Here is a 23,562-nt window from a genome sequence, read left to right as displayed (position 1 = left end):
TATACCTATAAAATTAAGTTATTTCTTGCTTTTATATGTATAAGTATAACAGGATTGTCGTATTTTAGTAATAGAAAAATCGCATTTTTCGAATATACATAAAAAAGTTACATTTAATAATTTTTATAATAAAGGTAGATAAAAGCCTTATAGTACATGTATTTAGAAAGGATTGAGTCCGATGGGTTGTGACTGAATAGCAAGGCATGCTCTATAGCAATATATGGTGTACAGAATCTAGGGTTGCATACATATGAATGGTTAAAGAAATGATAAAAAATATAAAATGGTATACCGCAACATAGTTTTCTGTACATAGATACTTTGATACTTTCATTATACGTATGGAGGGTATTATGGCGACAACATGTGGATTAACTGAATTTGTAGGGACTAGTAAAACTGGTGATACTATTGGTCTCGTAATTGCTAACGTAGATCAACAAGTATTAGATGCGATGAAACTAAAGAAAAAATATCGTTCCATCGGTATTTTAGGTGCTCGTACTGGTGCAGGCCCACACATTATGGCTGCTGATGAAGCAGTAAAAGCAACTAATACTGAAATTGTTAGCATTGAATTACCTCGTGATACTAAAGGTGGCGCAGGCCATGGGTCGTTAATCATTTTTGGTGGTGATGATGTATCCGATGTAAAACGAGCTATTGAAGTAGCATTAGCTGAAGTGGAACGTACTTTTGGCGATGTATACGCAAACGATGCTGGTCATATTGAACTTCAATATACAGCACGCGCTAGTCATGCAGTAAATGCAGCATTTGGCGCTCCCGAAGGTAAAGCTTTTGGTCTTATCGTAGGTGCTCCAGCAGCTATTGGCGTAGTTATGGCCGATGTAGCTGTCAAATCTGCAAACGTTGATGTAATCGGTTATGCATCTCCTTCTGCAGGTACAAGTAATTCTAACGAAGTAATTTTACAGATTTCTGGCGATTCTGGGGCTGTACGACAAGCGGTTATTTCTGCTCGTGAAGTAGGTAAACAATTGCTCGGTACTATGGGTGACGAACCAGTGAACGGAGCCCCTTCCTATATCTAATCTGAAAGGATGGTATGCCCTATGAAATCAAAACGTTTCGAAGTCTTAAGTCAACGTCCTGTCAATCAGGATGGTTATGTAAAGGAATGGGTAGAGGAAGGTTTTATAGCCATGGAATCTCCTCAAGATCCAAAGCCTAGCCTCAAAATCGAAGGTGGTCGCATCGTTGAACTCGATGGTAAACGCCGCGAAGATTTTGATCTTATCGATACATTTATTGCAAATTACGGTATCGTTCTCGATGGTGCTGAACAAGCAATGGCAAAGGATTCAAAAGAGATTGCTAATATGATGCTTACACCATCAGTACCTCGTGAAGAAATCGTTAAGATTTGTAAATCTATTACTCCAGCGAAAATGTTGGAAGTTGTTTCTTCTATGAACGTTGTTGAGATGATGCAATGTATGCAAAAAATGCGTGCTCGTCGTACAATGGCTAACCAAGCCCATGTAACGAACGTAAACGACAATCCAGTGCAAATCGCAGCCGATGCTGCGGAAGGTGCACTTCGTGGGTTCGCAGAAGAAGAAACAACAGTAGCCGTTGCTCGTTACGCACCACTCAATGCGATTAGCTTACTCGTAGGCTCTCAATGTGGTCGTCCAGGTGTATTGACACAATGCTCCTTGGAAGAAGCGACAGAATTGGAACTTGGCATGCGTGGCTTCACAGCATATGCAGAAACAATTTCCGTATATGGTACAGAAGACGTATTTACCGATGGTGATGATACACCTTGGTCTAAAGGATTCCTCGCATCTGCTTATGCCTCTCGTGGTCTTAAAATGCGCTTCACCTCTGGTACAGGTTCTGAAGTACAAATGGGCCAAGCAGAAGGTAAATCTATGTTGTACCTTGAAATCCGTTGCCTATATATCACAAAAGGCGCTGGCGTACAAGGTATCCAAAATGGTTCTGTAAGCTGTATCGGTATTCCAGCAGCTGTACCTTCTGGTATCCGCGCTGTATTAGCAGAAAACCTTGTAGCAGCTATGCTCGACCTAGAATGTGCATCTAGTAATGACCAAACATTCAGTCATTCTGATTTGCGTAGAACAGCTCGTACATTGATGCAATTTGCACCAGGTACTGACTTCATTTGCTCTGGTTATAGTTCTACACCAAACTATGACAACATGTTTGCTGGCTCCAACTGGGATGCAGAGGACTATGATGACTGGACAGTTATCCAACGTGACCTCAAGGTAAATGGCGGTCTTATCCCTGTTCGCGAAGAAGAAGTAGTAGCGGTTCGTAATAAAGCGGCTCGTGCACTACAAGCTTTGTTCAAAGCTTTAGGTTTGCCTCCGATTACAGATCAAGAGGTAGAGGCTGCTACCTATGCGAATGGCTCTAAAGACATGCCTCCTCGCGATAAGGTTGCAGATATTAAAGCGGCTCAAGACTTGTTAAACCGCGGTGTTACAGGCGTTGACTTCGTAAAAGGCTTAGCTAAAGAAGGTCATCAAGATGTAGCACAAAGTATTTTGAATCTATTAAAACAAAAAATCTCCGGTGATTACTTACAAACATCGGCTATCTTTGACCGTGACTTCAACGTTATCTCCGCGATTAACAATAAAAATGACTATCAAGGTGCTGGCACAGGTTATCGTGTGGAAGGTGAAGATTGGGAACGCATTAAAAATATTCCAAACGCCATTGATCCACGGGATATATAAGGAGGTGTCATGATGGCTGAAATTAACAAAGATGTATTACGTTCTATTATCCTAGACGTTTTACAAGAAATGGGTGGTGTTCATGAGGCACCACAATTCAAGGCTAGTGTTGGTGAAAGCACAACATCAAGTGCGGCTCCTAGACATGAAGATCCAACTGGTGACGATAGCTGGCTCCAAACTGGTGGCCCTGCACAACCTGGTACAAGCGCAGATGAAGTAGTTATTGCTGTTGGTCCTGCCTTTGGCCGTAGTCAACGACAAACTATTGTTGGTGTACCACATCAAGAAGTAATTCGCCAATTAGTAGCTGGAATCGAAGAAGAAGGTTTAAAAGCTCGTGTAATTCGCGTATATCGTTCCTCTGACGTAGCTGCTGTAGCAGTTGAAGGCGATTCTATTTCTGGATCTGGTGTATGTATCGGTATTCAATCTAAAGGTACTACTTTGATTCACCAACGCGATTTACAACCACTTTCAAATTTGGAATTATTCCCTCAAGCACCGCTATTAACAGCTGAAACATATCGTGCTATCGGTAAAAACGCTGCTAAATACGCTAAGGGCGAATCCCCAACACCAGTACCAACATTGAACGATCAAATGGCTCGTCCAAAATACCAAGCATTATCTGCATTGCTTCATATCAAGGAAACTAAGCATGTAGTAAAAGGTAAGCCAGCTGATGAAGTTCGTGTCACTGTATAAGGAGGTTTACTATGGCTAACGAATTAGAAGCCTTAATTCAGCAGATCGTATCTGAAATAGAAGGGGCAAAGGGAAGTGCTACACAATACTCTGCGCCTCATACATCTTCTACACCTAATACAGCAGTTGTAGATAGAGTGGTTACCATCGAAGATTATCCAATTTCTAAAAAACACCCAGAATGGATTGATCTTGGTCAGGGTCGAGACTTGAGCCACATTACGATGGATAACGTAATGGCCGGTCATATCACAATGGACGATTTAAAAATTTCTCCATCCATTTTGAAAGCTCAAGGTCAAATTGCTAAGGCTGGGGGCCGAGATCAAATTGAACTCAACTTCTCTCGTGCTGCAGAAATGACAAAGGTAAGTGATAAACGCTTACTTGAAATGTACAATGCACTTCGTCCATATCGTTCTTCCAAACAAGAATTATTAGATATTGCTAGCGAACTTGATGGTTTAGGGGCTCCGATTTGTGCAAACTTTGTACGAGAAGCTGCAGAAAACTACGAACGTCGTAAAAAGCTCAAAGGTGATAATTAATCTATAGGAGATGTCATTATGAAACGAATTGTTGGCATCGATATTGGAAACTCTACAACAGAAGCGGCCTTGGCCGAAATTCATAGCAATGGAGAGGTAAAGTTCTTATCTTCTGCCATTGCTAGTACTACAGGTATTAAAGGAACACGCGAAAATATCGTAGGTCTCATGGATTCCCTCAAGTCGCTAATCAGATCTGCTAATCTTACACTACGGGACATTGACTTAGTTCGTATTAATGAGGCTACACCCGTTATCGGTGATGTGGCTATGGAAACGATTACAGAAACCATAATTACAGAATCCACCATGATCGGTCATAATCCTAAAACACCCGGTGGCTTAGGTCTTGGCGTAGGCTATACGGTTCCCATTGAGCAACTGATTGATAAGCCACAAGGTCAGCCATACATCGTGGTAGCTCCAAAGATTATCGATTTCGAATTGGTAGCACAGCTAATTAATGCGTACTGTAAGCGCGGTTATGATATTCGAGCTGCTATCCTTCAAGCCGATGACGGCGTACTCGTTAACAATCGATTGGATCATAAAATTCCTATCGTAGATGAGGTTGCGTATATCGATAAAATTCCAATGGGCATGCTTTCTGCGGTAGAGGTTGTAGAACTGGGGCAAGTGGTATCACAATTATCGAATCCTTATGGGATTGCCACTGTATTTGAGCTTTCACCAGAGGAAACAAAGAATATTGTACCTATCGCTAGAGCTCTTATCGGAAATCGCTCAGCTGTAGTCATCAAAACACCGGCAGGGGACGTTAAGGAGCGGGTAATACCGGCAGGATCCATCATTGTTATGGGGAATGATCGAACTGTATCCGTCGATGTATCTGCTGGGGCAGAGAGAATTATGGAAACCCTCGAATCTGTTCATCCTATCGATGATATCAGTGGTGAAGCAGGTACGAACGTAGGTGGCATGCTTGAAAAGGTTCGCCTTACAATGGCTCAATTGACAAATAAATCCCCGCAAGATGTATTCATCCAAGACTTGCTAGCCGTAGATGTAGCTGTCCCTATCAATGTAAAGGGTGGCCTTGCAGGTGAGTTCTCTATGGAACAAGCCGTAGGCATTGCCTCCATGGTTAAGTCAGATCATCTACAAATGGAAATCATTGCAAAGCAGGTAGAAAAAGAGTTAGGCGTACCAGTTGAAATCGGTGGTGAAGAGGCTGAATCAGCTATCTTAGGTGCTTTGACTACACCGGGGACAGCAAAACCAATGGCCATACTCGATCTAGGGGCAGGCTCAACTGATGCATCCATCATTAACCAAGAAGGAAAAATTAAAGCCATTCATCTTGCAGGAGCAGGAAATATGGTAACTATGCTCATCAATTCTGAACTTGGTTTAGAGGATATGCATATTGCAGAAGCCATCAAACGAGATCCATTGGCTCAAGTACTCAGTGTATATCACATTCGTCACGAAGATGGAACGGTGCAGTTCTTTAATGAACCACTTTCGGCAGCATTGTTTGGACGCGTTGTTATCGTAACGCCAGATGGGCTCGTTCCTGTAGAGCGAGATATCCCTCTAGAAAAGATTAAGCGTGTTCGTCAAACTGCAAAGAAACGGGTATTTGTCACAAACTCACTCCGCGCTTTGGCATCTGTTAGTCCTACTCATAATGTGCGAGATATACCATTCGTAGTTATCGTAGGTGGTTCTGCATTAGACTTTGAAATTCCTCAACTCGTAACTGATGCACTTTCACAATATGCATTAGTAGCGGGGCGAGGTAATATTCGAGGCGTTGAAGGGGCAAGAAATGCGGTAGCAACAGGATTGGTATTATCCTATGCACAGAAGGGAGGCCTATGATGGATCAAAGTATCGTCAGTAAGCCAACCATATTGCTGTATGCTACAGAGCATATCAGTGAGGATATACTAAAACCCGTTCTATATGGAATTGAAGAGGAAGGTCTACCTGTTGTCATTGAGTCCCATAGTGGTACGCATATGACATTGGCCGACCTAGCATCTCGTAATTCAGCTTTATCTGTTGGGATAGGCGTTGATGATGAGGCGATTGTGTTGACCTATAAAAACATACCAATGCATCAATTTATTTATCGACTTACGGGCTATGCTCAATATCCAGATAGCTTACGCACCTTAGGTGTCAATGCAGCCCGCCTTGTAAAAGGTAATCCTTTCGTTTCTGATGAACGATTGGAAGTAGCTTTTTAAATCTAACTAACTTTAGAGGTGGTGCATATGGCTATTTATACGAAAACCGGTGATACAGGTACAACAGCCCTCTTTGATGGCACTAGAGTACCAAAAAATTCACTTCGTGTGGACACATATGGAACCTTTGATGAATTAAATGCACAGGTTAGTGTATGTGAGAAATTAGTCGTCTCACCAGACAATAAACATGTGCTTCACACATTACAACATCAGCTATTCCGCTTATGTGCGGAGGTAGCCACGCCTCATGTGGAAAATCTTAGTGAAAGTAGTAATCTAATTTCACAACAAGATATAAGCGAATTGGAACACATGATTGATGACTATACAAAGCGATTGCCACAGCAACATAGCTTTATATTAAGCGGAAATTATCTATCTGCTGCAGAGCTACACGTGGCGCGCACCATTTGTCGTCGCGGTGAACGATTGCTTATAAGCTTAGGTTCTGTAGAACCTATTCGCGATGAGGTTCGTAAATTTATTAATCGACTATCTGATGCTCTATATATCATGGCTCGCATGGAAGACTATGTACAATTTGTGGAAACAATTGTAGAACGCGTTTCAGAACGTGTAACAACTAGTTGCGAGGAAATACTAACAGGAAGCAATCAATGCGTAGGTAATATAGAGCAGACTGCTGAAAATGGAGTTAATGATATGACAACTGGATCAGAGTTAGAGCATATTATGACGAAGCTTTCACAAGCGGCAATGGACTACGCTCAGTCCATAGGCGTACCTATCGTTGTATCTATAGTAGATGCAAACGGTGTATTAATGTATTTCCAACGTATGTCAGATGCATTGCTCATCAGTAACGACATCGCACAGGCAAAGGCGTACACCGCAGTGGCGCTTAAATCAGCAACTCATGAAATACATTTAAACGCACAGCCTGATGGCGATCTATTCAACATAGAATCCATGGTAAACCGTAAAATTTGCACCTTTGGTGGAGGCTATCCAATCATCATGAATGGAAAGATAATTGGTGGACTCGGCATTAGCGGTGGTACCGTGGCACAGGATATGGACATTGCATCTCATGCATTACAATCTCTGTTAACTCAATGAGGTGAAAACAATGGACGTAACGCAAATGTATATTAGTGAGTTTGTTGGTACTGCCGTTTTAATTGCATTTGGTAATACTACCAATGCATCTATCTTGTTAAAGAAAACCATTGTTAGTATTTTTGGTACTAACTGGCTACACATTATCTTCGGATGGGCATTTGCCGTAGCCTTTGGTGTATATGTAGGGATTACACTTGGTGGCCCGGGTCATTTGAATCCAGCCGTTACTTTTGCCCTTGCCGTGGCAGGTATATTCCCTTGGGATCAAGTCATTCCAATGTCTATAGCTCAAATTGCAGGTGGTTTTACAGGTGCTGCTATTGCTGCATTGTTCTATTATCCACACTTTAAAGTAACCGGTCCTGACGAAGGAAACTGTGTAGGGATTTTTGCAACAGGTCCAGCAATCGATAATAAACCTTTCAATTTATTATCTGAAATTATAGCAACATTTATGTTTATGCTAGCAATTCTCTGCTTAGGCAAAATGGCGGATGGTTTGGCACCTATGGTCATCGGTATTTTGGTAGCATCCATTGGTATGTCCTTTGGTGCAACTACTGGATATGCATTAAATCCAGCCCGTGACTTTGGTCCACGGTTAGCATATTTCTTATTACCGATTCCTAATAAGGGAACTGCGGACTGGCAATATGCATGGGTACCATTTATTGGCCCATTGATTGGGGCAGGTTTAGCTGTGTTGTTCTTCCAATTAGTGGCACCTTAACTATAGCTAGAGTATATAAAACAACGACAAACTATAACATGTCAGTATAGTTTAAAGAATACATATTACATTAGGAGGAGATTATATGGCCTTTCAAGAGGTAATTGATGCAAAACAGCGCATCATTCAAGAGTTTGTACCCGGAAAGCAGGTTACGATAGCTCATGTTATTGCCAATCCTAAGCCAGATCTATTTAGAAAAATGGGGCTTGAGGAAAAAGGACGCAATGCTATTGGAATTCTTACCATAACACCTGGCGAAGGGACCATTATTGCAGCCGATATTGCAAGTAAATCTGGTGATATCGAAATCGGTTTCATCGATAGATTTTCGGGGGCACTTCTCATAACTGGTGATGTATCTGCTGTTGAATCTGCTTTGCGCAGCGTAATTGAAGGTCTGCAACGCATATTAGGATTCTTTCCAACGGATTTAACAAGATCCTAATGAAAGGGTAATTATGAGCACCGAAAAGAAAGAAAAACGCATCCTTCTAGTAGGTCGTAGCGGTTGTGGTAAGACCACATTAGCAGATACGATTACTCATGGCTCGGCTACGTATCATAAGACACAAGCCATAACGAGAGTGGGAAACTTCATCGATACCCCTGGAGAATATATGGAGAATCCTAATTACTATCGAGGCATTATCTTGCACGCCTATGATGCGGACGTAGTGATTTTCATGATTCCTGCAGGTGATGAAACAACCATATTCCCACCAAACTTTGGAAACTCCTTAAATCGCGAGGTTATAGGGGTTGTATCAAAGGTGGACACGGGTAAAGATGTTGAGGCGCCTCGGCGCAATCTTAAACTAGCGGGAGCCACTAATATTTTTGAAATATCAGTTCACGACGAAGAGTCGTTAAAACAATTATGTAACTACATATACGGTTAGTTGAAAGAAGGTTTTTCCATGGACAAAGTGTTTGAAGAACAACTTAATCAATTTATTTTAAATAAGGCGATCATTCCAAAAAGCTTGGGTCTATGGGAACGATATTTCAAAAAAATGTGTCTCGCTTGGCAAGATATGAAACCTGAGATTCAGGCTCAGCATATTATCTTTTCTGCAGATAATGGTATTTCCGTAGATGGTCTAATCGGTTATAACTATGAGATTACTCGTAAACAGTCTCAGAATATGATTGATGGTAAAAGTGCAGTTGCTAATTACTGTATCTTTAACCATATTCCTTATGAAGTGGTAGATGTAGGCATTGCTTATCCACAAGGTATTGGAGTCAATCGAAAGGTAGCTCAAGGCACAAAGAATATATTAGATGGTGCTGCTATGAGTGATGAAGAGTTTGACCTAGCATACCAAGCTGGATATAACCGAGTTGTTTACTATGCAGAATCGGGTATCAATCTATTTTCCTTTGGCGAAATGGGTGTTGGTAATACAACTACTTCAGCAGCTGTTCTGAGTGGTCTTACAAAACTAGACCCACGGATAACTGTAGGTCCTGGATCTGGCCCTGATGAAGAGGCGTACATGAATCAAAAAAGAGAGTTTGTACGTACTGCACTATCTCATCATAAGGGACACTTAAATAGTCCTAAAGAGGTAATTAGCCGCGTAGGAGGCTTTGATATAGCCGCTATTACAGGTGCTATGGTAGCTTGTACAGACTTACATATCCCATTTGTAATCGATGGATATATTACAGCCGTTGCCATGGCTTGTGCTACTCAAATGAATGGAGACGCTCCATTATACGGTATTCCATCTCATTATTCTCGCGAGGTAGGGATGGCCGCAGCATTGGCTTATGCAAATATTCGTCTTGATGAAGTTCCAATCCATGGACAAATGGCGTTAGGTGAAGGTACTGGTGCTGTACTCATGGTACAACTACTTAAAACAGCGCACTTTGCCTTTATGAATATAGGTACTATGGTGGAACTATTAGAAAAATAAATTTGTAATCTTTATTCTATGTTTTGTAAAAGGAGAGAAAACAGATGACACAAGAAGCATTAGGTATGGTGGAAACTAAGGGTCTAGTAGGCGCTATTGAAGCAGCTGATGCAATGCTTAAAGCAGCTAATGTGGAACTCGTAGGCAATGAAAAAATTGGCTCTGGTCTCGTTACTGTTATGGTTCGTGGTGATGTAGGTGCTGTAAAAGCTGCTGTAGACGCAGGTGCAGCTGCTGCAGAACGGGTAGGTGTTGTTATCTCTACTCATGTAATTCCAAGACCACATAAAGATGTAGAAGGTATTTTACCAACAAAGGGTGAATAATTATGGCCGATACTAAAAGTATGGTAGATGAGATTTTAAAGCGCGTATTGATGCGTATCGATAGTGCTGATTTAAGCACAACTTCAGGCGCGACTAGTAATGCATCATGTGCTTCGGCACCTGTAAGTTCACCTGCTGTAAGTCAACTACAAACTTCTATGATTACTGAACACGTAGGTAGCACTACAACAGGCGATACAATTGGTCTCGTAATTGCTAATGTAGACAGTCAAGTATTGGAAGCTATGAAGCTCACTAAGTCATATCGATCCATCGGTATCTTAGGTTCACGTACAGGTGCAGGGCCGCAAATTATGGCCGCTGATGAAGCTGTAAAAGCAACGAATACAGAGATTGTTAGCATTGAACTGGCCCGTGATATGAAAGGTGGCGCTGGTTCTGGTTCCCTTATCATATTTGGTGGCGATGACGTATCCGATGTAAGACGTTCTGTGGAAGTAGCATTACGTGAATTAGAACGCACCTTTGGCGAAGTATATATGAATGACGCAGGCCATGTGGAGGTGCAATATACAGCGCGTGCAGGAGAAGCCTTAGTCACTGCTTTTGGGACACCAGAAGGTAAAGCCTTTGGGTTATTAGTAGGTGCCCCAGCAGCAATAGGTGTAGTTATGGCAGATACAGCAGTTAAATCAGCTAATGTAGATGTAGTAGATTATCAGTCTCCATCGAGCTCAGATATGTCAAATGAAGTTGTTTTACTAATTTCTGGTGACTCTGGCGCTGTTAAACAAGCTGTAAAAGCAGCACGTGATGTGGGGTTAGCGTTACTAGAAACTATGGGAGAAAGACCTAAAAACAAAGGTAATGCTTACATCATCTAATGAATGATATTTTGACTCAAGAACCAGAGTTAAAATATTTGATTCGTCAAATGTTAGTAGATATGCAACGTAGCTAACATTATAGGAATGCATGAATTCTAGGTGCGAATTAGCAAAGGAATAAACGTCGGGAGGTGGCATGGTGAAAGATTCACTAGGGTTACTAGAAGTAGCTGGTTTGCTGGGGGCTATCACCGCATCAGATGCAATGGTTAAAGCTGCAAATGTACGGCTCATGGGAATAGAAAAGGCGAGAGGTCTTGGCTGGATGACCGTAAAGGTAACTGGTGATGTGGCAGCTGTTGAAGCAGCTGTTCAAACAGGTGTGGCGATTACAAAAGGTATGAACTTGTATGTAGCTCACAAAGTAATTCCTCGACCTGCAGAAGGCTTAGTAGAATCCTTTAATGATGATTTTACAGATAAGCCGGCTAAGGTAGCTGATGAAACAGAGAAACCCCAATTAGATGAAAAGGTTGTTGAGGTATTAGATGAGATAGTATCTAAGATCATAGAACCGAAAAGTTCTAAATCAACAGGTACAAAGAAAATAACACCAAAGAAAAACACTAAAAAGAAATAAAGTAGTAAATAATAAAGGAGATTATCATGAATAACGCATTAGGCATGGTAGAAACAAAAGGTTTAGTAGGCGCAATTGAAGCGGCTGACGCAATGGTAAAAGCAGCTAACGTTACATTAGAAGGTACTGAAAAAATCGGTTCCGGTCTTGTAACAGTAATGGTTCGCGGTGATGTAGGCGCTGTAAAAGCAGCTGTTGATGCAGGCTGTGCAGCAGCACAAAAAGTAGGTGAAGTAGTATCTACTCATGTAATTCCACGCCCTCATAGCGATGTAGAATTGATCTTACCTAAGAAAGGATAATAGCTTATGGATCGGGAACAGATTCGTGCTATCGTACGAGAAGTGATCGAAGCCATGTTCGAATCGTCCATTCCCGTAGGTGTGAGCAATAGACATGTCCATCTATGTCAGGAGGACTGGGATATATTATTCCCTGACCGGGCTATTACTAAAAAAAGTGACTTAAAACAAACTGGAGAATTTGCTTCAGAACAAACGGTTACTTTAGTGGGGCCTAAAGGGGTCATTCAAAACGTCCGCGTATTAGGTCCTCTTAGAAAACAGTCACAAGTAGAGGTATCTTTGACCGATGCTCGTACATTGGGTATAAAACCTCCTATTGTGCTATCTGGTCATTTAGAATCAGCCGTAGAGATTACTCTATGTACTGAAAATGGGGAAATTACAAAACCTATTTGCATCGTTGCAAAACGACATATTCATATGTCACCTGATGATGCAAAACGGCTTAATGTAAACGATGGCGATAGCGTTAATGTTGAACTTCAAACGCCAGAGCGCACCACTGTATTTGGTGATGTCATCGTTCGAGCCGTACCCGGTTTTGTCCTAGAACTCCATATTGATACAGATGAGGCAAACGCTGCCAATGTACAAGGTACAGTGATGGCGAGAATTGTACAGTAAAGTAGGTGATATGATGAAAGGTTTGAAAAAGGCAAATAATACCTTGCAAGAGTTCTCTGATCTTGTAGAGTCCAAACAAGTGAGCTCTCATAATCAAAAGAATTTACGCGTAGGCATTGACCTTGGTACATCATCTATTGTCCTATCCGTAGTAAACGATAAAGGTAAACCTATATATGGTGCTTTTGAATACAACGAATCTATTCGAGATGGCCTTGTAGTTGACTATGTGGGAGCTGTTACAATTACGAGAGCTTTAAAGGCTAAGGCGGAAGCCGCCTTATGCACAGAGCTTGTATATGCCGCAGCAGCTGTTCCACCTGGAACGATAGGCAAGAATAAAGAGGTAGTAGGTCATGTTCTTGAAAGTGCCGGTTTTGAAGTAACCTGCATTTTAGACGAGCCTACCGCTGCTGCTAATGTGCTCGGAATCACCGATGGCGCTGTTATCGACGTCGGAGGTGGTACTACGGGCATAAGCATTTTAAAAGATGGCCGAGTTGTATATACCGTAGATGAGCCTACAGGAGGCACCCATATGAATCTTGTTATTAGCGGGGCCTATGGCATCTCTATTCCTGAAGCGGAAGCTTATAAGCGCAATGAAGCGAATAAACGCGATGTATATGCAACCATACGGCCTGTGGTTGAAAAAATGGCAGCTATTTCTAAGCGTGCGTTACAAGAGGGTGGCTATGAAAAGGGGACTCCTATTGTTGTTGTAGGTGGTGCTTCTAATTTTGAGGAGTTTACAAAAACTTTCAGTCAATATATAGGATTATCCGTAGATAAGCCATTATACCCAGAGTTTGTAACGCCCTTAGGGATTGCCATGGGAAGTGAGCATTAATATGGATGCATTAGTTAAACTGGTGCTAGAACGCCTAGAAAAGCGCATGACATCCACTGCTACTTTTATGGTCACAGAGTGCAATAGCTATGATGAGCATATATTGTTGCAGAACCAACTCATTTCTTTCGCTGGTATAGATTATGGTCATTTACGAGAGTTAATGTGCGATACATTGGTGCCTTGGGTTGCCTATTTACATCGTGCATTAGCGTATGACTGTGAGGTGACGATACACCTAGCAGTTCCTGTAACCTCGTTGATGAATCCATCAGTCATTCTAGATTGGCCTATCAAATTTCTAGATAAATTTGGTCGTCCTATATATGCCAGTCATCAAGCGTGGATAACGACCTCTTTTGTTAGATCTTGTGAAAGTCAGTCTATTATCGTCATATATAGGGGACAACGGTTCACCATGGCTGCTCGAGATGAAATCGAGCGCTTAGGTATCACAATAATTGAAGGGAACGAGAAGTATGCAAGTCGGTAAAGTTGTGGGTAGTATCGTATCTACTCAAAAGCATGAATCTCTAAAGGGAATGAAACTGATGATGGTAGATATTCTCGATGGAGAACAAGAGTTGACGGGGCGCATAGAAATCGCCGTCGATACAGTATGTGCTGGTGAAGGTGAATATGTGCTTCTAACTCGAGGCTCATCGGCACGGCATATTTTCGAAGATGATAAAGGCACCGCAGTAGATTGCGCTATTGTGGGTATTATTGATAGTTTTGAAAAATAATTGTATAGGAAATAGCTGGTGCCAGAGTTAAACCTAGTTATTGTGTCACATCATGAATGTATCCTTGATTGTGGACACCGTTAGTTGACATGGTCATTGCATCAGCAATGCAACCTATATGGAGGTTCATGATGGAAAACAATACACAGTTGAAAGAAATGATCCGCTCCATGGTTATAGATATATTACAGGGGCAAAAGCAAGAAATGGCCTCATCACAACCTATTAAACAAGCGCCTAGAGGTCAAGTTGAGCCAGGTGTGTTTGATACGGTTGATGAAGCAATTCAAGCTGCAAAAGCAGCGCAAGCACGCTTTGAAGATTGTACCTTGGCAACCCGTGAAAAGGTAATAGCAGACATCCGTGCTGCTATGCGTCCACGAGTGCAAGAGTTGGCTCAGAAAACCGTTGACGAAACGGGGATGGGTCGCGTTGCGGATAAAGTACTAAAATTAAACCTTACACTAAATAAAACACCGGGCGTAGAAGACCTTGTTACAGAGTGTGAAACTGGTGATAATGGTATGACATTATATGAATTATCAGCCTATGGTGTCATCGGTGCTATAACGCCAAGTACGAATCCGGCAGAAACATTAATATGTAATTCCATCGGTATGCTGGCGGCCGGAAATGCTATATTCTTTAGCGTTCATCCAGGCGCCAAGAATTTGAGTCGAGAGCTTGTTAGTGAGCTCAATCAAGTTATTGCTAAATCGATTGGCATTGAAAACCTTATTGTTACACTTCGAGAGCCATCTATTGAGTCTGCTCAAGAGATGATGCTACATCCAGATGTGAGCCTATTAGTTGTTACTGGAGGTCCTGGCGTAGTAAAACAAGCGCTTCAAAGTGGTAAAAAGGTTATCGGTGCTGGTGCAGGCAATCCACCGGCCTTTGTAGATGAAACGGCAGATATTAAAAAGGCCGCTCAAGATATTGTTCTCGGCGCTAGTCTAGATAATAATATTCTATGTATCGCTGAAAAGAGCGTTGTAGCCATGCGTCAAATTGAGCCACAGCTAGTTCAAGAAATGGTAAAAGCAGGTTGTATTCTCGTTGAAAATCAACAGGATATTCAACGCCTAGTCGATTTAACAGTGTTGCCGAATGGGACACCAAATAAAAAATTTGTCGGTAAAAATGCAAGCGTTATTCTTGATGCAGCACATATTCCGTACAATGGTGATCCACGGTTAATTATCATGCGGGCTCCAAAAAATCATCCCTTTGCAGTAATTGAGATGTTAATGCCTATTTTACCTGTTGTTACAGTAGATAGCTTTGACGAAGGTCTTGATGTATGCTTGATGTTAGAAGCAGGCTTACATCATACGGCCACAATGCATTCCTTGAATATGGAACGCCTCAACCGGATGGCTCGTAAAATGAAAACTTCCATTTTTGTTAAGAATGGTCCGTCCTATGCAGGGCTTGGATTTAGTGGTGAGGGTACGACAACCTTTACAATTGCTACACCTACTGGGGAATCTACTACATCGGCTCGTTGCTTTGCACGACGTCGTAGATGTTGCTTAACAACAGGATTTAATATTCGATAGGTGGTGAGCATATGAATAAATGGACTTTTCCAACCCAGATTTATGCAGGGACAGATTCGTTAAATCGTCTTACAGCATTTTCTAATGAATCTATCCTTATCATATGCGATCCATTTTTAAAAGATTCTCCAAGCCTTACGTATGTGATGGGGTTAATGGACAGTAAAAATAAGGTAACCATCTACACTGATGTGGTACCTGATCCACCAATTACGCATGTAGTAAAGGGTATTGAGTTTATGGAAGGCATTAAACCAACTGTAATCATTGCCATAGGTGGGGGCTCCTGTATCGATATGAGTAAGGGCATTGCTTACTTTGGTCGTAAGTTAAAGCATATGGATATCAAATCCTTTATTGCTGTTCCTACTACTAGTGGAACTGGATCAGAAGTGACCTCTTTTGCTGTTCTTACAGATAGCGAAACACAAATTAAATATCCTCTTATGGATGATGCGGTATCACCAGATGAAGCATTATTAACGCCATTATTTGTAAAAACATCGCCTCCAAATGTTACTGCTTTTAGCGGTATGGATGTTCTTGTTCATGCGCTTGAAGCCTATGTAGCAACGGCGGCAAATAATTTTACTGACGCATTGGCACAACAAGCGATAGAGCTTGTCTTTGAATACCTACCAAAATGTTATAAGCCAACAGCCACAGACCAAGATCGCATGTCAATGCACGAAGCATCATGCCTTGCAGGACTTTCCTTTAACAAGGCTGGCGTGGGTCTCGTTCATGCCATGGCACATCAGTTGGGTGGGCAATTTCATGTACCTCATGGACTAGCTAACAGTATGCTTTTGCTTTATGTGATTGGATTTAATTGCTCTCGTAACCAAGAGGTGGCCAAGAAATATGCCCATCTATCTGCTAAGTTGGGCTTTGCATCGCATAAAGCATCCGATGGAGATAAAATAGGTGCATTACTAGAGGCGATTGTAAAACTACAACGAACTTTAGAATGTCCAATGACACTGAGTGAATTTGGTGTAGATAAGGCTACATCTGAACCAAAACTTAACCTCATGGCAGATAGAGCACTAGAGGATATGTGTTATAGATTTAATCCATACCCAGCTAACCATGATGATCTTATCGGATTATATAAAAAGGTTTTGTAACCTATATAGAGTGAATAATAAAACTCAAAAGTATATAATGAACAATACAAATACAAGAGGCTTCCATGATTTCATAGAAGCCTCTTTTTGTATCCCCTTATTCTTGTTAATTGAAATAGAAATAATATTTACCTATTTATTGCTTAAGTTATGTGCTATTAGGTACACCTTTTTTCATCTTAGAATGATATAATCAATTTTACATCCTATCTTGATGTAGAGGTGTTATTCAAGTTTAGTCATATTCCATATAACTCATTGGAATATAGAAAAACATAGATTTTATCTACATTTGTTGTATAATATGTATAGGATATTTAAAAAATTAGATGTTTTTGTGAAAGTCTATCCTTATCTAAGTTTAATTAGATGTTTGGTGCATTATATTTTAGATTCATGCTCAATGTACTACTTTCACAATATGAGTATGATCTTGTGTGGTCATACGTTTTTTGAAAAGAGAGGTATTTATGCAACACATGCTACGCATGGGTATTGACGTGGGCTCTACAACTGTTAAAGTTGTACTATTAGACGAACACGATAATTATTTGTATAAAAAGTACATACGCCATTATGCAAACATATTGGACACAGTATATACCTTGCTACAAGAGGCTCAAGTTGGTCATGAAGACGCTCTTGTTCATGTATGTATTACTGGTTCTGGTGGGATGGCTATGGCCGAAAAGGTGCGCATCCCATTCGTACAAGAGGTGATTGCTGAAACGCGAGCTGTAAAAGCCCTCTATCCAGAAACAGACGTTATCATCGAACTTGGTGGTGAAGATGCGAAGGTTACGTATTTAGGTCAAACTGCGGAACACCGTATGAATGGTTCCTGTGCTGGTGGTACGGGTGCTTTTATCGACCAAATGGCGACCTTATTGCAGACAGATGCATCTGGTCTTAATCAATTAGCCATGAATGCTGATACGATTTATCCAATTGCGGCACGTTGTGGCGTATTTGCTAAAACAGATGTACAAGCTTTGTTAAATCAAGGCGCATCTCATGAAAATATTGCAAAATCCGTATTCCAAGCAATTGTAAACCAAACGATTGCTGGCCTTGCATGCGGACATAAAATCGAAGGTAATGTAGCATTCCTTGGCGGTCCATTGACATTCTTATCCGAGTTGCGCCAATGCTTCTGCGATACTTTAGAGTTGGATGAAGCGCATCGCATTATCCCTGAGAATGGTGAGTTGTTCATTGCTTTAGGGGCGGCATTGATGAAAGATGAGTGCCGTGAGATCACTGTCGGTCAATTGACAAAGGAAATCGGTGCACTTATCGGTATTCCTATGGAAGCTACAGACCGTGTCGATCCGCTATTTAAGAATGAACAAGAATTAGAAGAATTTCGTGCTCGTCACGCTAAGGCGGTAACGCCAAAAGCGAATATTGAGGATGCTCAAGGTCCTTGTTATCTTGGGATTGATGCTGGTTCTACTACGCTAAAGGTAGTACTCATTAATAGTAATAAGGAAATTATCTTCTCCCACTATGGTCCTAATCATGGTAAACCATTAGAAAAATCTCGTGAAATTATCGAGCAGATTTATACATTATTGCCTAAAGGTGCTTATATTGCACACTCTGGCGTAACCGGCTACGGTGAGGCCTTTCTTAAACGCGCCCTCGGCATCGATATAGGCGAAGTAGAAACGATGGCTCATTATCGTGCGGCTCGATTCTTCTGTCCTGATGTATCCTTTATTTTGGATATTGGCGGTCAAGATATGAAATGCTGTAAGGTTCGTGATGGGTATATCGAAGATATCGTGTTGAACGAAGCTTGCTCATCTGGTTGCGGCTCTTTCATTGATACATTTGCATCTGGTCTACGAATTCCAATCGATCAATTCGCAAAAGAAGGGTTATTGGCACCTATGCCAATCGACTTAGGCTCTCGTTGTACCGTATTTATGAACTCTAAGGTTAAGCAGGCTCAAAAAGAAGGTGCTACGGTACAAGATATCGCGGCAGGTCTTGCTTATTCTGTAATTAAAAATGCCCTTTATAAGGTTCTCAAGGTGAAAGACCCTAAAGAATTAGGCGATCATATCGTTGTACAAGGTGGTACGTTCTATAACGAATCTGTTTTGCGTGCCTTTGAGAAATTGATGGGCGTAGAGGTGATTCGCCCTGATGTATCTGGTTTGATGGGGGCATACGGTATGGCTCTTCTTGCCGCGGAAACGGCGGAAGAGTTGCAAAAGGGTGAAAGTACATTGCTAGATAGTGAAGGCCTTAATTCTTTACAAGTATCTACGACAATGCGCAATTGTGGCCTTTGCCCAAATAACTGCATGCTTACTATTAACGCCTTCTCCGATGGTCGTACGTACGTAACGGGCAACCGTTGTGATCGCGGTGCTGGCGATATGATCCAAGAGAAACGTAAACCAGTTCCTAACTTGGTAGATGTAAAATTACGTCGTTACTTTGATTACTACTTGAAGAAAAACATTCCAGAGTTTGAAGGTAAAATGCGTGTAGGGATTCCTCGCGTTCTCAACATGTATGAGGACTTCCCATTCTGGTTTACATTCTTCAATAGCTTGGGTTATGAAGTAATCCTTTCAGATTATACGACTAAGGATCAATACAATAAGGCTATCGATACGATTCCATCCGATACGGCTTGCTATCCAGCAAAGGCTGTTCATGGTCACATTCGCGACTTAGCGAATGCACAGGTAGACTTTATTTGGTACCCTTGTATTCAACATGGCCCTAAGGAATTTAGCCGCGACAATAATTACCATTGTCCAATGGTTATTTCCTATCCAGAACTTATCAAAAATAATATGCAAGAGGTTTTGGGCGATACTCCGTTCCACGCACCATTCTTGCCGCTAGCTGATAAAAAATCCCTTGTTCCGGCTCTTGTGAAAGCATTGGATTTCTTAGGCTTAAAGAAGAAGGATATTGCTAAGGCTGTAGACCTCGCTTGGGAAGAGCAGGAAAACTGTAAAGCGTCTTACCGTGAAACGACAAAGAAAACCGTGTCTCGCCTAGTGGCAGAACAAATTCCTACAATCGTATTGGCTGGCCGTCCATATCATTTGGACTCCGGTATTAACCACGGTATTCCTGAACTTATCACATCTCTTGGTATGGCTGTTCTTACAGAAGATGGCGTTGCACCATTAGGCAATGAAATCAAGCATTTACGTGTTGTAGACCAATGGTCCTACCATAGTCGCCTATATCGTGCCGCTGAATTCGTAAGTAGAACTGAAGGATTCCAAATTGTAGAGCTTAACTCCTTTGGATGTGGCCTCGATTCCATCGTAGCAGATCAGGTAAAAGATATACTTTCAGCAAATCACAAAATCCATACCTTGCTCAAAATCGATGAAGGTACAAACCTTGGAGCCGTGACAATCCGTTTGCGTTCCTTGCAATCTGTAATGGAACGTAGCTTGCGTCGTCATCATAATCCTGAGGCGCCGGAAGAAATAGTGGTAGAGAAATTACCAACTTACGATTACAATCGCGTTGTCTTCACAGAAGAAATGCGTAAGACTTATAAAATCTTGGTGCCACAAATGTCACCATTGCATTTCAGCCTTTTAGAGCCTGTTCTTCAACATGAAGGTTACAATTTTGAAATGTTGCCAGCTCCAACACGTGACGATATTGAAGTGGGCTTGAAATATATCAATAATGATGCATGTTACCCAGCGATTATCGTTGTAGGACAGCTCATGTCCGCACTGTTATCCGGTAAATATGATGTAGATAAGACGGCTGTTATCATCTCTCAAACTGGTGGTGGGTGTCGTGCTACAAACTACATCGGTTACTTACGTAAAGCATTAATTGATGCGGGTATGAAACAAGTACCAATCCTATCTCTCAATGCGAGTGATATGGAACGTCAACCAGGCTTTAAGTTGACAAAAGGCTTCTTGCATCGCATGATTCAAGCTGTTGTATACGGTGATGCGCTCATGCAATGTGTTCTTGCCACACGGCCATACGAGACAAATCCTGGTTCTACCGATGCATTATGTGATTACTGGCTTAAAAAGCTCCGTGAAAACATTACATCTGCAAGCCTTCGTCAATACAACAAGTATATTAAAGAAATCATTCATGACTTTGATAACTTGCCAGTCAACAAGGATGTACAGAAACCTCGTGTTGGCGTTGTAGGGGAAATTTACGTTAAATTCCATCCAAGTGCTAACAATCATATTAATGAGCTCATTGAAAAGGAAGGCGGCGAAGTCGTTACATCTGGCTTGCTAGATTTCTTCTTGTATTGTGCAATGGATAGCACATACCGTGCTAAGCACCTTGATGGTACATGGCTATCTGGCTTCTTCGGTACATTGGCTCGTGAAGCCCTTGAACTCTACCGCTTGCCATATGCAAAAGCCGTAGCAGCGTCAAAACACTTTGACCCGTTACAACGTATGACAGAAGTAGCGAAAGAAGCAGCTCAATTCATCGGACTTGGTAACCAATGTGGTGAAGGCTGGTTCCTCACAGGCGATATGATTGACCTCATCGAAAAAGGGGCTAAACAAATCGTATGCTTACAACCATTTGGATGTTTACCAAACCACGTAACAGGTAAAGGCATGGTAAAAACACTATCCGCTGCCTACCCAGACGTGCGAATCGCAGCTATCGACTACGATCCAGGATCCAGTGCGGTTAACCAAGCAAACCGATTGAAACTACTACTATCGACAATGTTTGAATAAGGGTGCTCTGTTATATTTTCAATGGGGCCCCGTGACAACTACATAACACTAGTATAGAAAAAACACAGCCCTCTCTTGGCTCAGTACGGCGCTACGCTTCGTAAAATCGCTGCAGAGAGGGCTGTGTTCTTTTCTATATACACCTGTTATGAAGCGGTCCCATTGAAAATATAACTAGTGCAGTGGGGAGAAGTTGGGATGGAATTTAGTGAATAAGCGATAAGGTCCCTTACATTTTATAATGGGGCCCGAATACAACTGCATATTACTAGTATAGAAAAAATACAGCCCTCTCTTGGCTCAGTACGTCACTACGTTCCGTAAAATCGCTGCAGAGAGGGCTGTATTCTTTTCTATATACGCTAATTATGAAGATGTCCCATTGAAAATATAACTGGATAGAGGAGGGGGAAGAAATGTGGAGATGTGCCTATGGCACATCTCCTTTCTCCTACAATCAGTTGTGTAGGTGGTTTTCGTTATTATGCCTAGGTGTTTGTAGAGTTAAAGAATTAATCTATTTTGAAATATGCTTGTAAAGCCCAACAATGGGACGCCTCTATAGATAATGTTAATATAAATACGATACCCCTTTCCGAAGCGATTTTACGAAGTACTGAGCAAGGAAAGGGGTATCTTATTTATATACTAATATTATTTTGTTGTAGTCGGGCCCCATTGTGGGGCTTATACAAATGTGTAAAAGAGATTAATCTTTTTCTACCAAACCATATAGGCACAATAAGGAAAGCACTGCACATACTAGCATTGTAATCCCCATGGGAATCCCCGTATATTCCCCACCAATACCAACTAATGGAGATACGATTCCTGCAGAGAACATGCTAGCAAAGCCAAGTACTGCAGAGGCACTTCCAGCCATTTTACCGTATTTAGCCATTGCCATAGAGAAAGAGGCAGAGCCAAATAGGGATACTGTACATACGGTAAAGAATAGAATGGCCGTTACAGGAATAAGTGGCCATTCGAAAAGCATAGCTATTAAGAATAGCAAGGAGCCGATTGTTAGTTGCCAGAGGGCAAATGTTAGTAATTGTCGAACTGTGATTACATTACTTAATCTAGCGCTTATGGCACTAGCTAAGATAATACCACAGCTATTGATACCAAAGAGATAGCTAAATTCTTGTGCAGATAGTTGGAAGATGTTTTGGTATACAAAGGATGAACCTGAGATATACGCAAAGAATCCACCAAAAGCAAAGAATTGGATTAGTGTTTGCCCAAGGAATCGCTTATCTTTAATAAGCGTAATGTAGTTCTTTGTAGCAGTTGCAACGCCACCTGTAACGCGTTTTTCTTTAGGTAAGCTTTCACGGAAGAGAAGAGATCCCACTAATAGAATAGCAGAAAATATTGCTAAAATAACGAAGATAACGCGCCATGTAGTGAATAGTAATAATTGACCTCCGATGAGCGGAGCGATTACTGGCGCCAAACCGTTAACCATCATGAGCAATGCAAAGAGTTTAGTCAATTCTTGACCAAATGCAAAATCTCGAGCGATGGCCTTAGCAATTACAACGCCCACAGATCCTGTTAAACCTTGTAGAAAGCGTCCTAGTAAAAGTATTTCAATGCTTGGTGCATAAGCACAGATTATGCTAGAGATAACGCAAAGTAAGTTGCCTGTTATAAGAGGCAACTTGCGGCCCATAGTATCACTAATAGGACCTCCAAATAATTGACCTAATGCAACACCAAAAGTCATCACACCAATGGTCATTTGAATATTTGATGCAGATGTATTTAGTTCACTAGGCATAATTGGTAATGCTGGTAAATATAAATCTGTTGCAAGTGGTGTGATGGCTGTCAACAGACCAAGGAATACTACTAAGATGAAAGAGACCTTAGCAGAATTTTCTTGAGTCATAAAACCCTCC

Annotated in this window: 23 protein-coding genes; 22 read left to right on the top strand and 1 reads right to left on the bottom strand. The window is 41.4% G+C overall.

Going from position 1 to position 23,562, the window contains the following annotated elements:
* Positions 1 to 356: 356 nt before the first annotated feature.
* The 22 genes from pduB (E7L28_RS06475) to E7L28_RS06370 all read left to right on the top strand — a co-directional run bounded on the left by pduB (E7L28_RS06475) (position 357) and on the right by E7L28_RS06370 (position 21,655).
* Positions 357 to 1,058 carry a propanediol utilization microcompartment protein PduB gene (gene pduB, locus E7L28_RS06475; protein WP_038124004.1) on the top strand — a complete coding sequence of 234 codons (702 nt, stop codon included), beginning with the start codon at positions 357 to 359 and terminating at the stop codon, positions 1,056 to 1,058.
* A gap of 21 nt (positions 1,059 to 1,079) precedes the next feature.
* Positions 1,080 to 2,741: a propanediol/glycerol family dehydratase large subunit gene (locus E7L28_RS06470; RefSeq protein WP_316603838.1), complete on the top strand. Its 1,662-nt coding sequence runs from the start codon at positions 1,080 to 1,082 to the stop codon at positions 2,739 to 2,741.
* Positions 2,742 to 2,750: 9 nt separating this feature from the next.
* The gene (locus tag E7L28_RS06465) at positions 2,751 to 3,449 is read left to right on the top strand and encodes a propanediol/glycerol family dehydratase medium subunit (protein WP_265137864.1); all 699 of its coding nucleotides are present in this window, start codon (positions 2,751 to 2,753) and stop codon (positions 3,447 to 3,449) included.
* Between the two features lie 11 nt (positions 3,450 to 3,460).
* Positions 3,461 to 3,997 (top strand): diol dehydratase small subunit, encoded by a 537-nt coding sequence (locus E7L28_RS06460; protein WP_316603837.1) that lies wholly within the window; start codon positions 3,461 to 3,463, stop codon positions 3,995 to 3,997.
* An 18-nt stretch (positions 3,998 to 4,015) separates the two neighbouring features.
* A complete protein-coding gene (locus E7L28_RS06455; RefSeq protein ID WP_316711539.1) occupies positions 4,016 to 5,842 on the top strand; it encodes a diol dehydratase reactivase subunit alpha in 1,827 nt (608 codons plus the stop codon).
* Positions 5,839 to 6,213 carry a glycerol dehydratase reactivase beta/small subunit family protein gene (locus tag E7L28_RS06450; protein ID WP_119206722.1) on the top strand — a complete coding sequence of 125 codons (375 nt, stop codon included), beginning with the start codon at positions 5,839 to 5,841 and terminating at the stop codon, positions 6,211 to 6,213. The genes E7L28_RS06455 and E7L28_RS06450 overlap by 4 nt, the downstream gene beginning before the upstream one ends.
* Positions 6,214 to 6,240: 27 nt before the next feature.
* On the top strand, positions 6,241 to 7,296 hold the full coding sequence (locus E7L28_RS06445) for a cob(I)yrinic acid a,c-diamide adenosyltransferase (RefSeq protein ID WP_316603836.1): 1,056 nt from the start codon (positions 6,241 to 6,243) through the stop codon (positions 7,294 to 7,296).
* A 10-nt stretch (positions 7,297 to 7,306) separates the two neighbouring features.
* Positions 7,307 to 8,029 (top strand): MIP/aquaporin family protein, encoded by a 723-nt coding sequence (locus E7L28_RS06440; RefSeq protein ID WP_316603835.1) that lies wholly within the window; start codon positions 7,307 to 7,309, stop codon positions 8,027 to 8,029.
* 85 nt (positions 8,030 to 8,114) lie between these two features.
* The gene (gene eutS / locus E7L28_RS06435) at positions 8,115 to 8,477 is read left to right on the top strand and encodes an ethanolamine utilization microcompartment protein EutS (RefSeq protein ID WP_038117203.1); all 363 of its coding nucleotides are present in this window, start codon (positions 8,115 to 8,117) and stop codon (positions 8,475 to 8,477) included.
* A 13-nt stretch (positions 8,478 to 8,490) separates the two neighbouring features.
* The gene (locus E7L28_RS06430; RefSeq protein WP_129823408.1) at positions 8,491 to 8,931 is read left to right on the top strand and encodes a EutP/PduV family microcompartment system protein; all 441 of its coding nucleotides are present in this window, start codon (positions 8,491 to 8,493) and stop codon (positions 8,929 to 8,931) included.
* Between the two features lie 18 nt (positions 8,932 to 8,949).
* A complete protein-coding gene (locus E7L28_RS06425; protein ID WP_119208955.1) occupies positions 8,950 to 9,957 on the top strand; it encodes a nicotinate-nucleotide--dimethylbenzimidazole phosphoribosyltransferase in 1,008 nt (335 codons plus the stop codon).
* 44 nt (positions 9,958 to 10,001) lie between these two features.
* Positions 10,002 to 10,283 (top strand): propanediol utilization microcompartment protein PduA, encoded by a 282-nt coding sequence (pduA, locus tag E7L28_RS06420; RefSeq protein ID WP_008602344.1) that lies wholly within the window; start codon positions 10,002 to 10,004, stop codon positions 10,281 to 10,283.
* Positions 10,284 to 10,285: 2 nt separating this feature from the next.
* On the top strand, positions 10,286 to 11,128 hold the full coding sequence (gene pduB, locus E7L28_RS06415) for a propanediol utilization microcompartment protein PduB (RefSeq protein ID WP_178885595.1): 843 nt from the start codon (positions 10,286 to 10,288) through the stop codon (positions 11,126 to 11,128).
* A gap of 139 nt (positions 11,129 to 11,267) precedes the next feature.
* On the top strand, positions 11,268 to 11,711 hold the full coding sequence (locus E7L28_RS06410; RefSeq protein ID WP_316055469.1) for a BMC domain-containing protein: 444 nt from the start codon (positions 11,268 to 11,270) through the stop codon (positions 11,709 to 11,711).
* Positions 11,712 to 11,737: 26 nt separating this feature from the next.
* The gene (pduA, locus tag E7L28_RS06405) at positions 11,738 to 12,013 is read left to right on the top strand and encodes a propanediol utilization microcompartment protein PduA (RefSeq protein WP_005385294.1); all 276 of its coding nucleotides are present in this window, start codon (positions 11,738 to 11,740) and stop codon (positions 12,011 to 12,013) included.
* A gap of 6 nt (positions 12,014 to 12,019) precedes the next feature.
* A complete protein-coding gene (pduL, locus tag E7L28_RS06400; protein WP_316055468.1) occupies positions 12,020 to 12,640 on the top strand; it encodes a phosphate propanoyltransferase in 621 nt (206 codons plus the stop codon).
* A gap of 10 nt (positions 12,641 to 12,650) precedes the next feature.
* A complete protein-coding gene (gene eutJ / locus E7L28_RS06395; protein WP_316055629.1) occupies positions 12,651 to 13,490 on the top strand; it encodes an ethanolamine utilization protein EutJ in 840 nt (279 codons plus the stop codon).
* Position 13,491: 1 nt separating this feature from the next.
* Positions 13,492 to 13,983, top strand: coding sequence for a PduM family microcompartment protein (gene pduM / locus E7L28_RS06390; RefSeq protein WP_024066334.1), 492 nt, complete (start codon positions 13,492 to 13,494; stop codon positions 13,981 to 13,983).
* A complete protein-coding gene (locus tag E7L28_RS06385; protein ID WP_024066335.1) occupies positions 13,970 to 14,236 on the top strand; it encodes a EutN/CcmL family microcompartment protein in 267 nt (88 codons plus the stop codon). Before pduM ends, E7L28_RS06385 begins: the two co-directional genes overlap by 14 nt.
* Positions 14,237 to 14,364: 128 nt before the next feature.
* A complete protein-coding gene (locus E7L28_RS06380; RefSeq protein WP_269450558.1) occupies positions 14,365 to 15,798 on the top strand; it encodes an aldehyde dehydrogenase family protein in 1,434 nt (477 codons plus the stop codon).
* Positions 15,799 to 15,809: 11 nt separating this feature from the next.
* Positions 15,810 to 16,928: a 1-propanol dehydrogenase PduQ gene (locus tag E7L28_RS06375; RefSeq protein ID WP_316603834.1), complete on the top strand. Its 1,119-nt coding sequence runs from the start codon at positions 15,810 to 15,812 to the stop codon at positions 16,926 to 16,928.
* Between the two features lie 470 nt (positions 16,929 to 17,398).
* Complete coding sequence (locus tag E7L28_RS06370; RefSeq protein ID WP_316691753.1) at positions 17,399 to 21,655, top strand: acyl-CoA dehydratase activase-related protein; 4,257 nt, start codon at positions 17,399 to 17,401, stop codon at positions 21,653 to 21,655.
* Between the two features lie 709 nt (positions 21,656 to 22,364).
* On the opposite strand, the gene E7L28_RS06365 is transcribed toward E7L28_RS06370, so the two are convergent.
* A complete protein-coding gene (locus E7L28_RS06365; RefSeq protein ID WP_004698123.1) occupies positions 22,365 to 23,552 on the bottom strand; it encodes a multidrug effflux MFS transporter in 1,188 nt (395 codons plus the stop codon).
* Positions 23,553 to 23,562: the final 10 nt, after the last annotated feature.

The organism is Veillonella parvula (genome assembly GCF_032575955.1).
In the GTDB taxonomy this organism is placed as follows: domain Bacteria; phylum Bacillota; class Negativicutes; order Veillonellales; family Veillonellaceae; genus Veillonella; species Veillonella parvula_J.
Note: the sequence above shows the minus strand (reverse complement) of the source record. Positions and strands in the feature narration are given on the sequence as shown.

Coding starts and splice junctions, on each gene's coding strand:
- pduM (WP_024066334.1), top strand. CDS start 13,492: ATGGATGCATTAGTTAAACTGGTGCTAGAACGCCTAGAAAAGCGCATG.
- E7L28_RS06385 (WP_024066335.1), top strand. CDS start 13,970: ATGCAAGTCGGTAAAGTTGTGGGTAGTATCGTATCTACTCAAAAGCAT.
- eutS (WP_038117203.1), top strand. CDS start 8,115: ATGGCCTTTCAAGAGGTAATTGATGCAAAACAGCGCATCATTCAAGAG.
- E7L28_RS06440 (WP_316603835.1), top strand. CDS start 7,307: ATGGACGTAACGCAAATGTATATTAGTGAGTTTGTTGGTACTGCCGTT.
- E7L28_RS06430 (WP_129823408.1), top strand. CDS start 8,491: ATGAGCACCGAAAAGAAAGAAAAACGCATCCTTCTAGTAGGTCGTAGC.
- E7L28_RS06470 (WP_316603838.1), top strand. CDS start 1,080: ATGAAATCAAAACGTTTCGAAGTCTTAAGTCAACGTCCTGTCAATCAG.
- E7L28_RS06465 (WP_265137864.1), top strand. CDS start 2,751: ATGATGGCTGAAATTAACAAAGATGTATTACGTTCTATTATCCTAGAC.
- pduA (WP_005385294.1), top strand. CDS start 11,738: ATGAATAACGCATTAGGCATGGTAGAAACAAAAGGTTTAGTAGGCGCA.
- E7L28_RS06425 (WP_119208955.1), top strand. CDS start 8,950: ATGGACAAAGTGTTTGAAGAACAACTTAATCAATTTATTTTAAATAAG.
- pduB (WP_178885595.1), top strand. CDS start 10,286: ATGGCCGATACTAAAAGTATGGTAGATGAGATTTTAAAGCGCGTATTG.
- pduA (WP_008602344.1), top strand. CDS start 10,002: ATGACACAAGAAGCATTAGGTATGGTGGAAACTAAGGGTCTAGTAGGC.
- E7L28_RS06375 (WP_316603834.1), top strand. CDS start 15,810: ATGAATAAATGGACTTTTCCAACCCAGATTTATGCAGGGACAGATTCG.
- E7L28_RS06455 (WP_316711539.1), top strand. CDS start 4,016: ATGAAACGAATTGTTGGCATCGATATTGGAAACTCTACAACAGAAGCG.
- E7L28_RS06445 (WP_316603836.1), top strand. CDS start 6,241: ATGGCTATTTATACGAAAACCGGTGATACAGGTACAACAGCCCTCTTT.
- E7L28_RS06410 (WP_316055469.1), top strand. CDS start 11,268: ATGGTGAAAGATTCACTAGGGTTACTAGAAGTAGCTGGTTTGCTGGGG.
- pduB (WP_038124004.1), top strand. CDS start 357: ATGGCGACAACATGTGGATTAACTGAATTTGTAGGGACTAGTAAAACT.
- E7L28_RS06380 (WP_269450558.1), top strand. CDS start 14,365: ATGATGGAAAACAATACACAGTTGAAAGAAATGATCCGCTCCATGGTT.
- E7L28_RS06450 (WP_119206722.1), top strand. CDS start 5,839: ATGATGGATCAAAGTATCGTCAGTAAGCCAACCATATTGCTGTATGCT.
- pduL (WP_316055468.1), top strand. CDS start 12,020: ATGGATCGGGAACAGATTCGTGCTATCGTACGAGAAGTGATCGAAGCC.
- E7L28_RS06460 (WP_316603837.1), top strand. CDS start 3,461: ATGGCTAACGAATTAGAAGCCTTAATTCAGCAGATCGTATCTGAAATA.
- E7L28_RS06365 (WP_004698123.1), bottom strand. CDS start 23,552: ATGACTCAAGAAAATTCTGCTAAGGTCTCTTTCATCTTAGTAGTATTC.
- E7L28_RS06370 (WP_316691753.1), top strand. CDS start 17,399: ATGCAACACATGCTACGCATGGGTATTGACGTGGGCTCTACAACTGTT.
- eutJ (WP_316055629.1), top strand. CDS start 12,651: ATGATGAAAGGTTTGAAAAAGGCAAATAATACCTTGCAAGAGTTCTCT.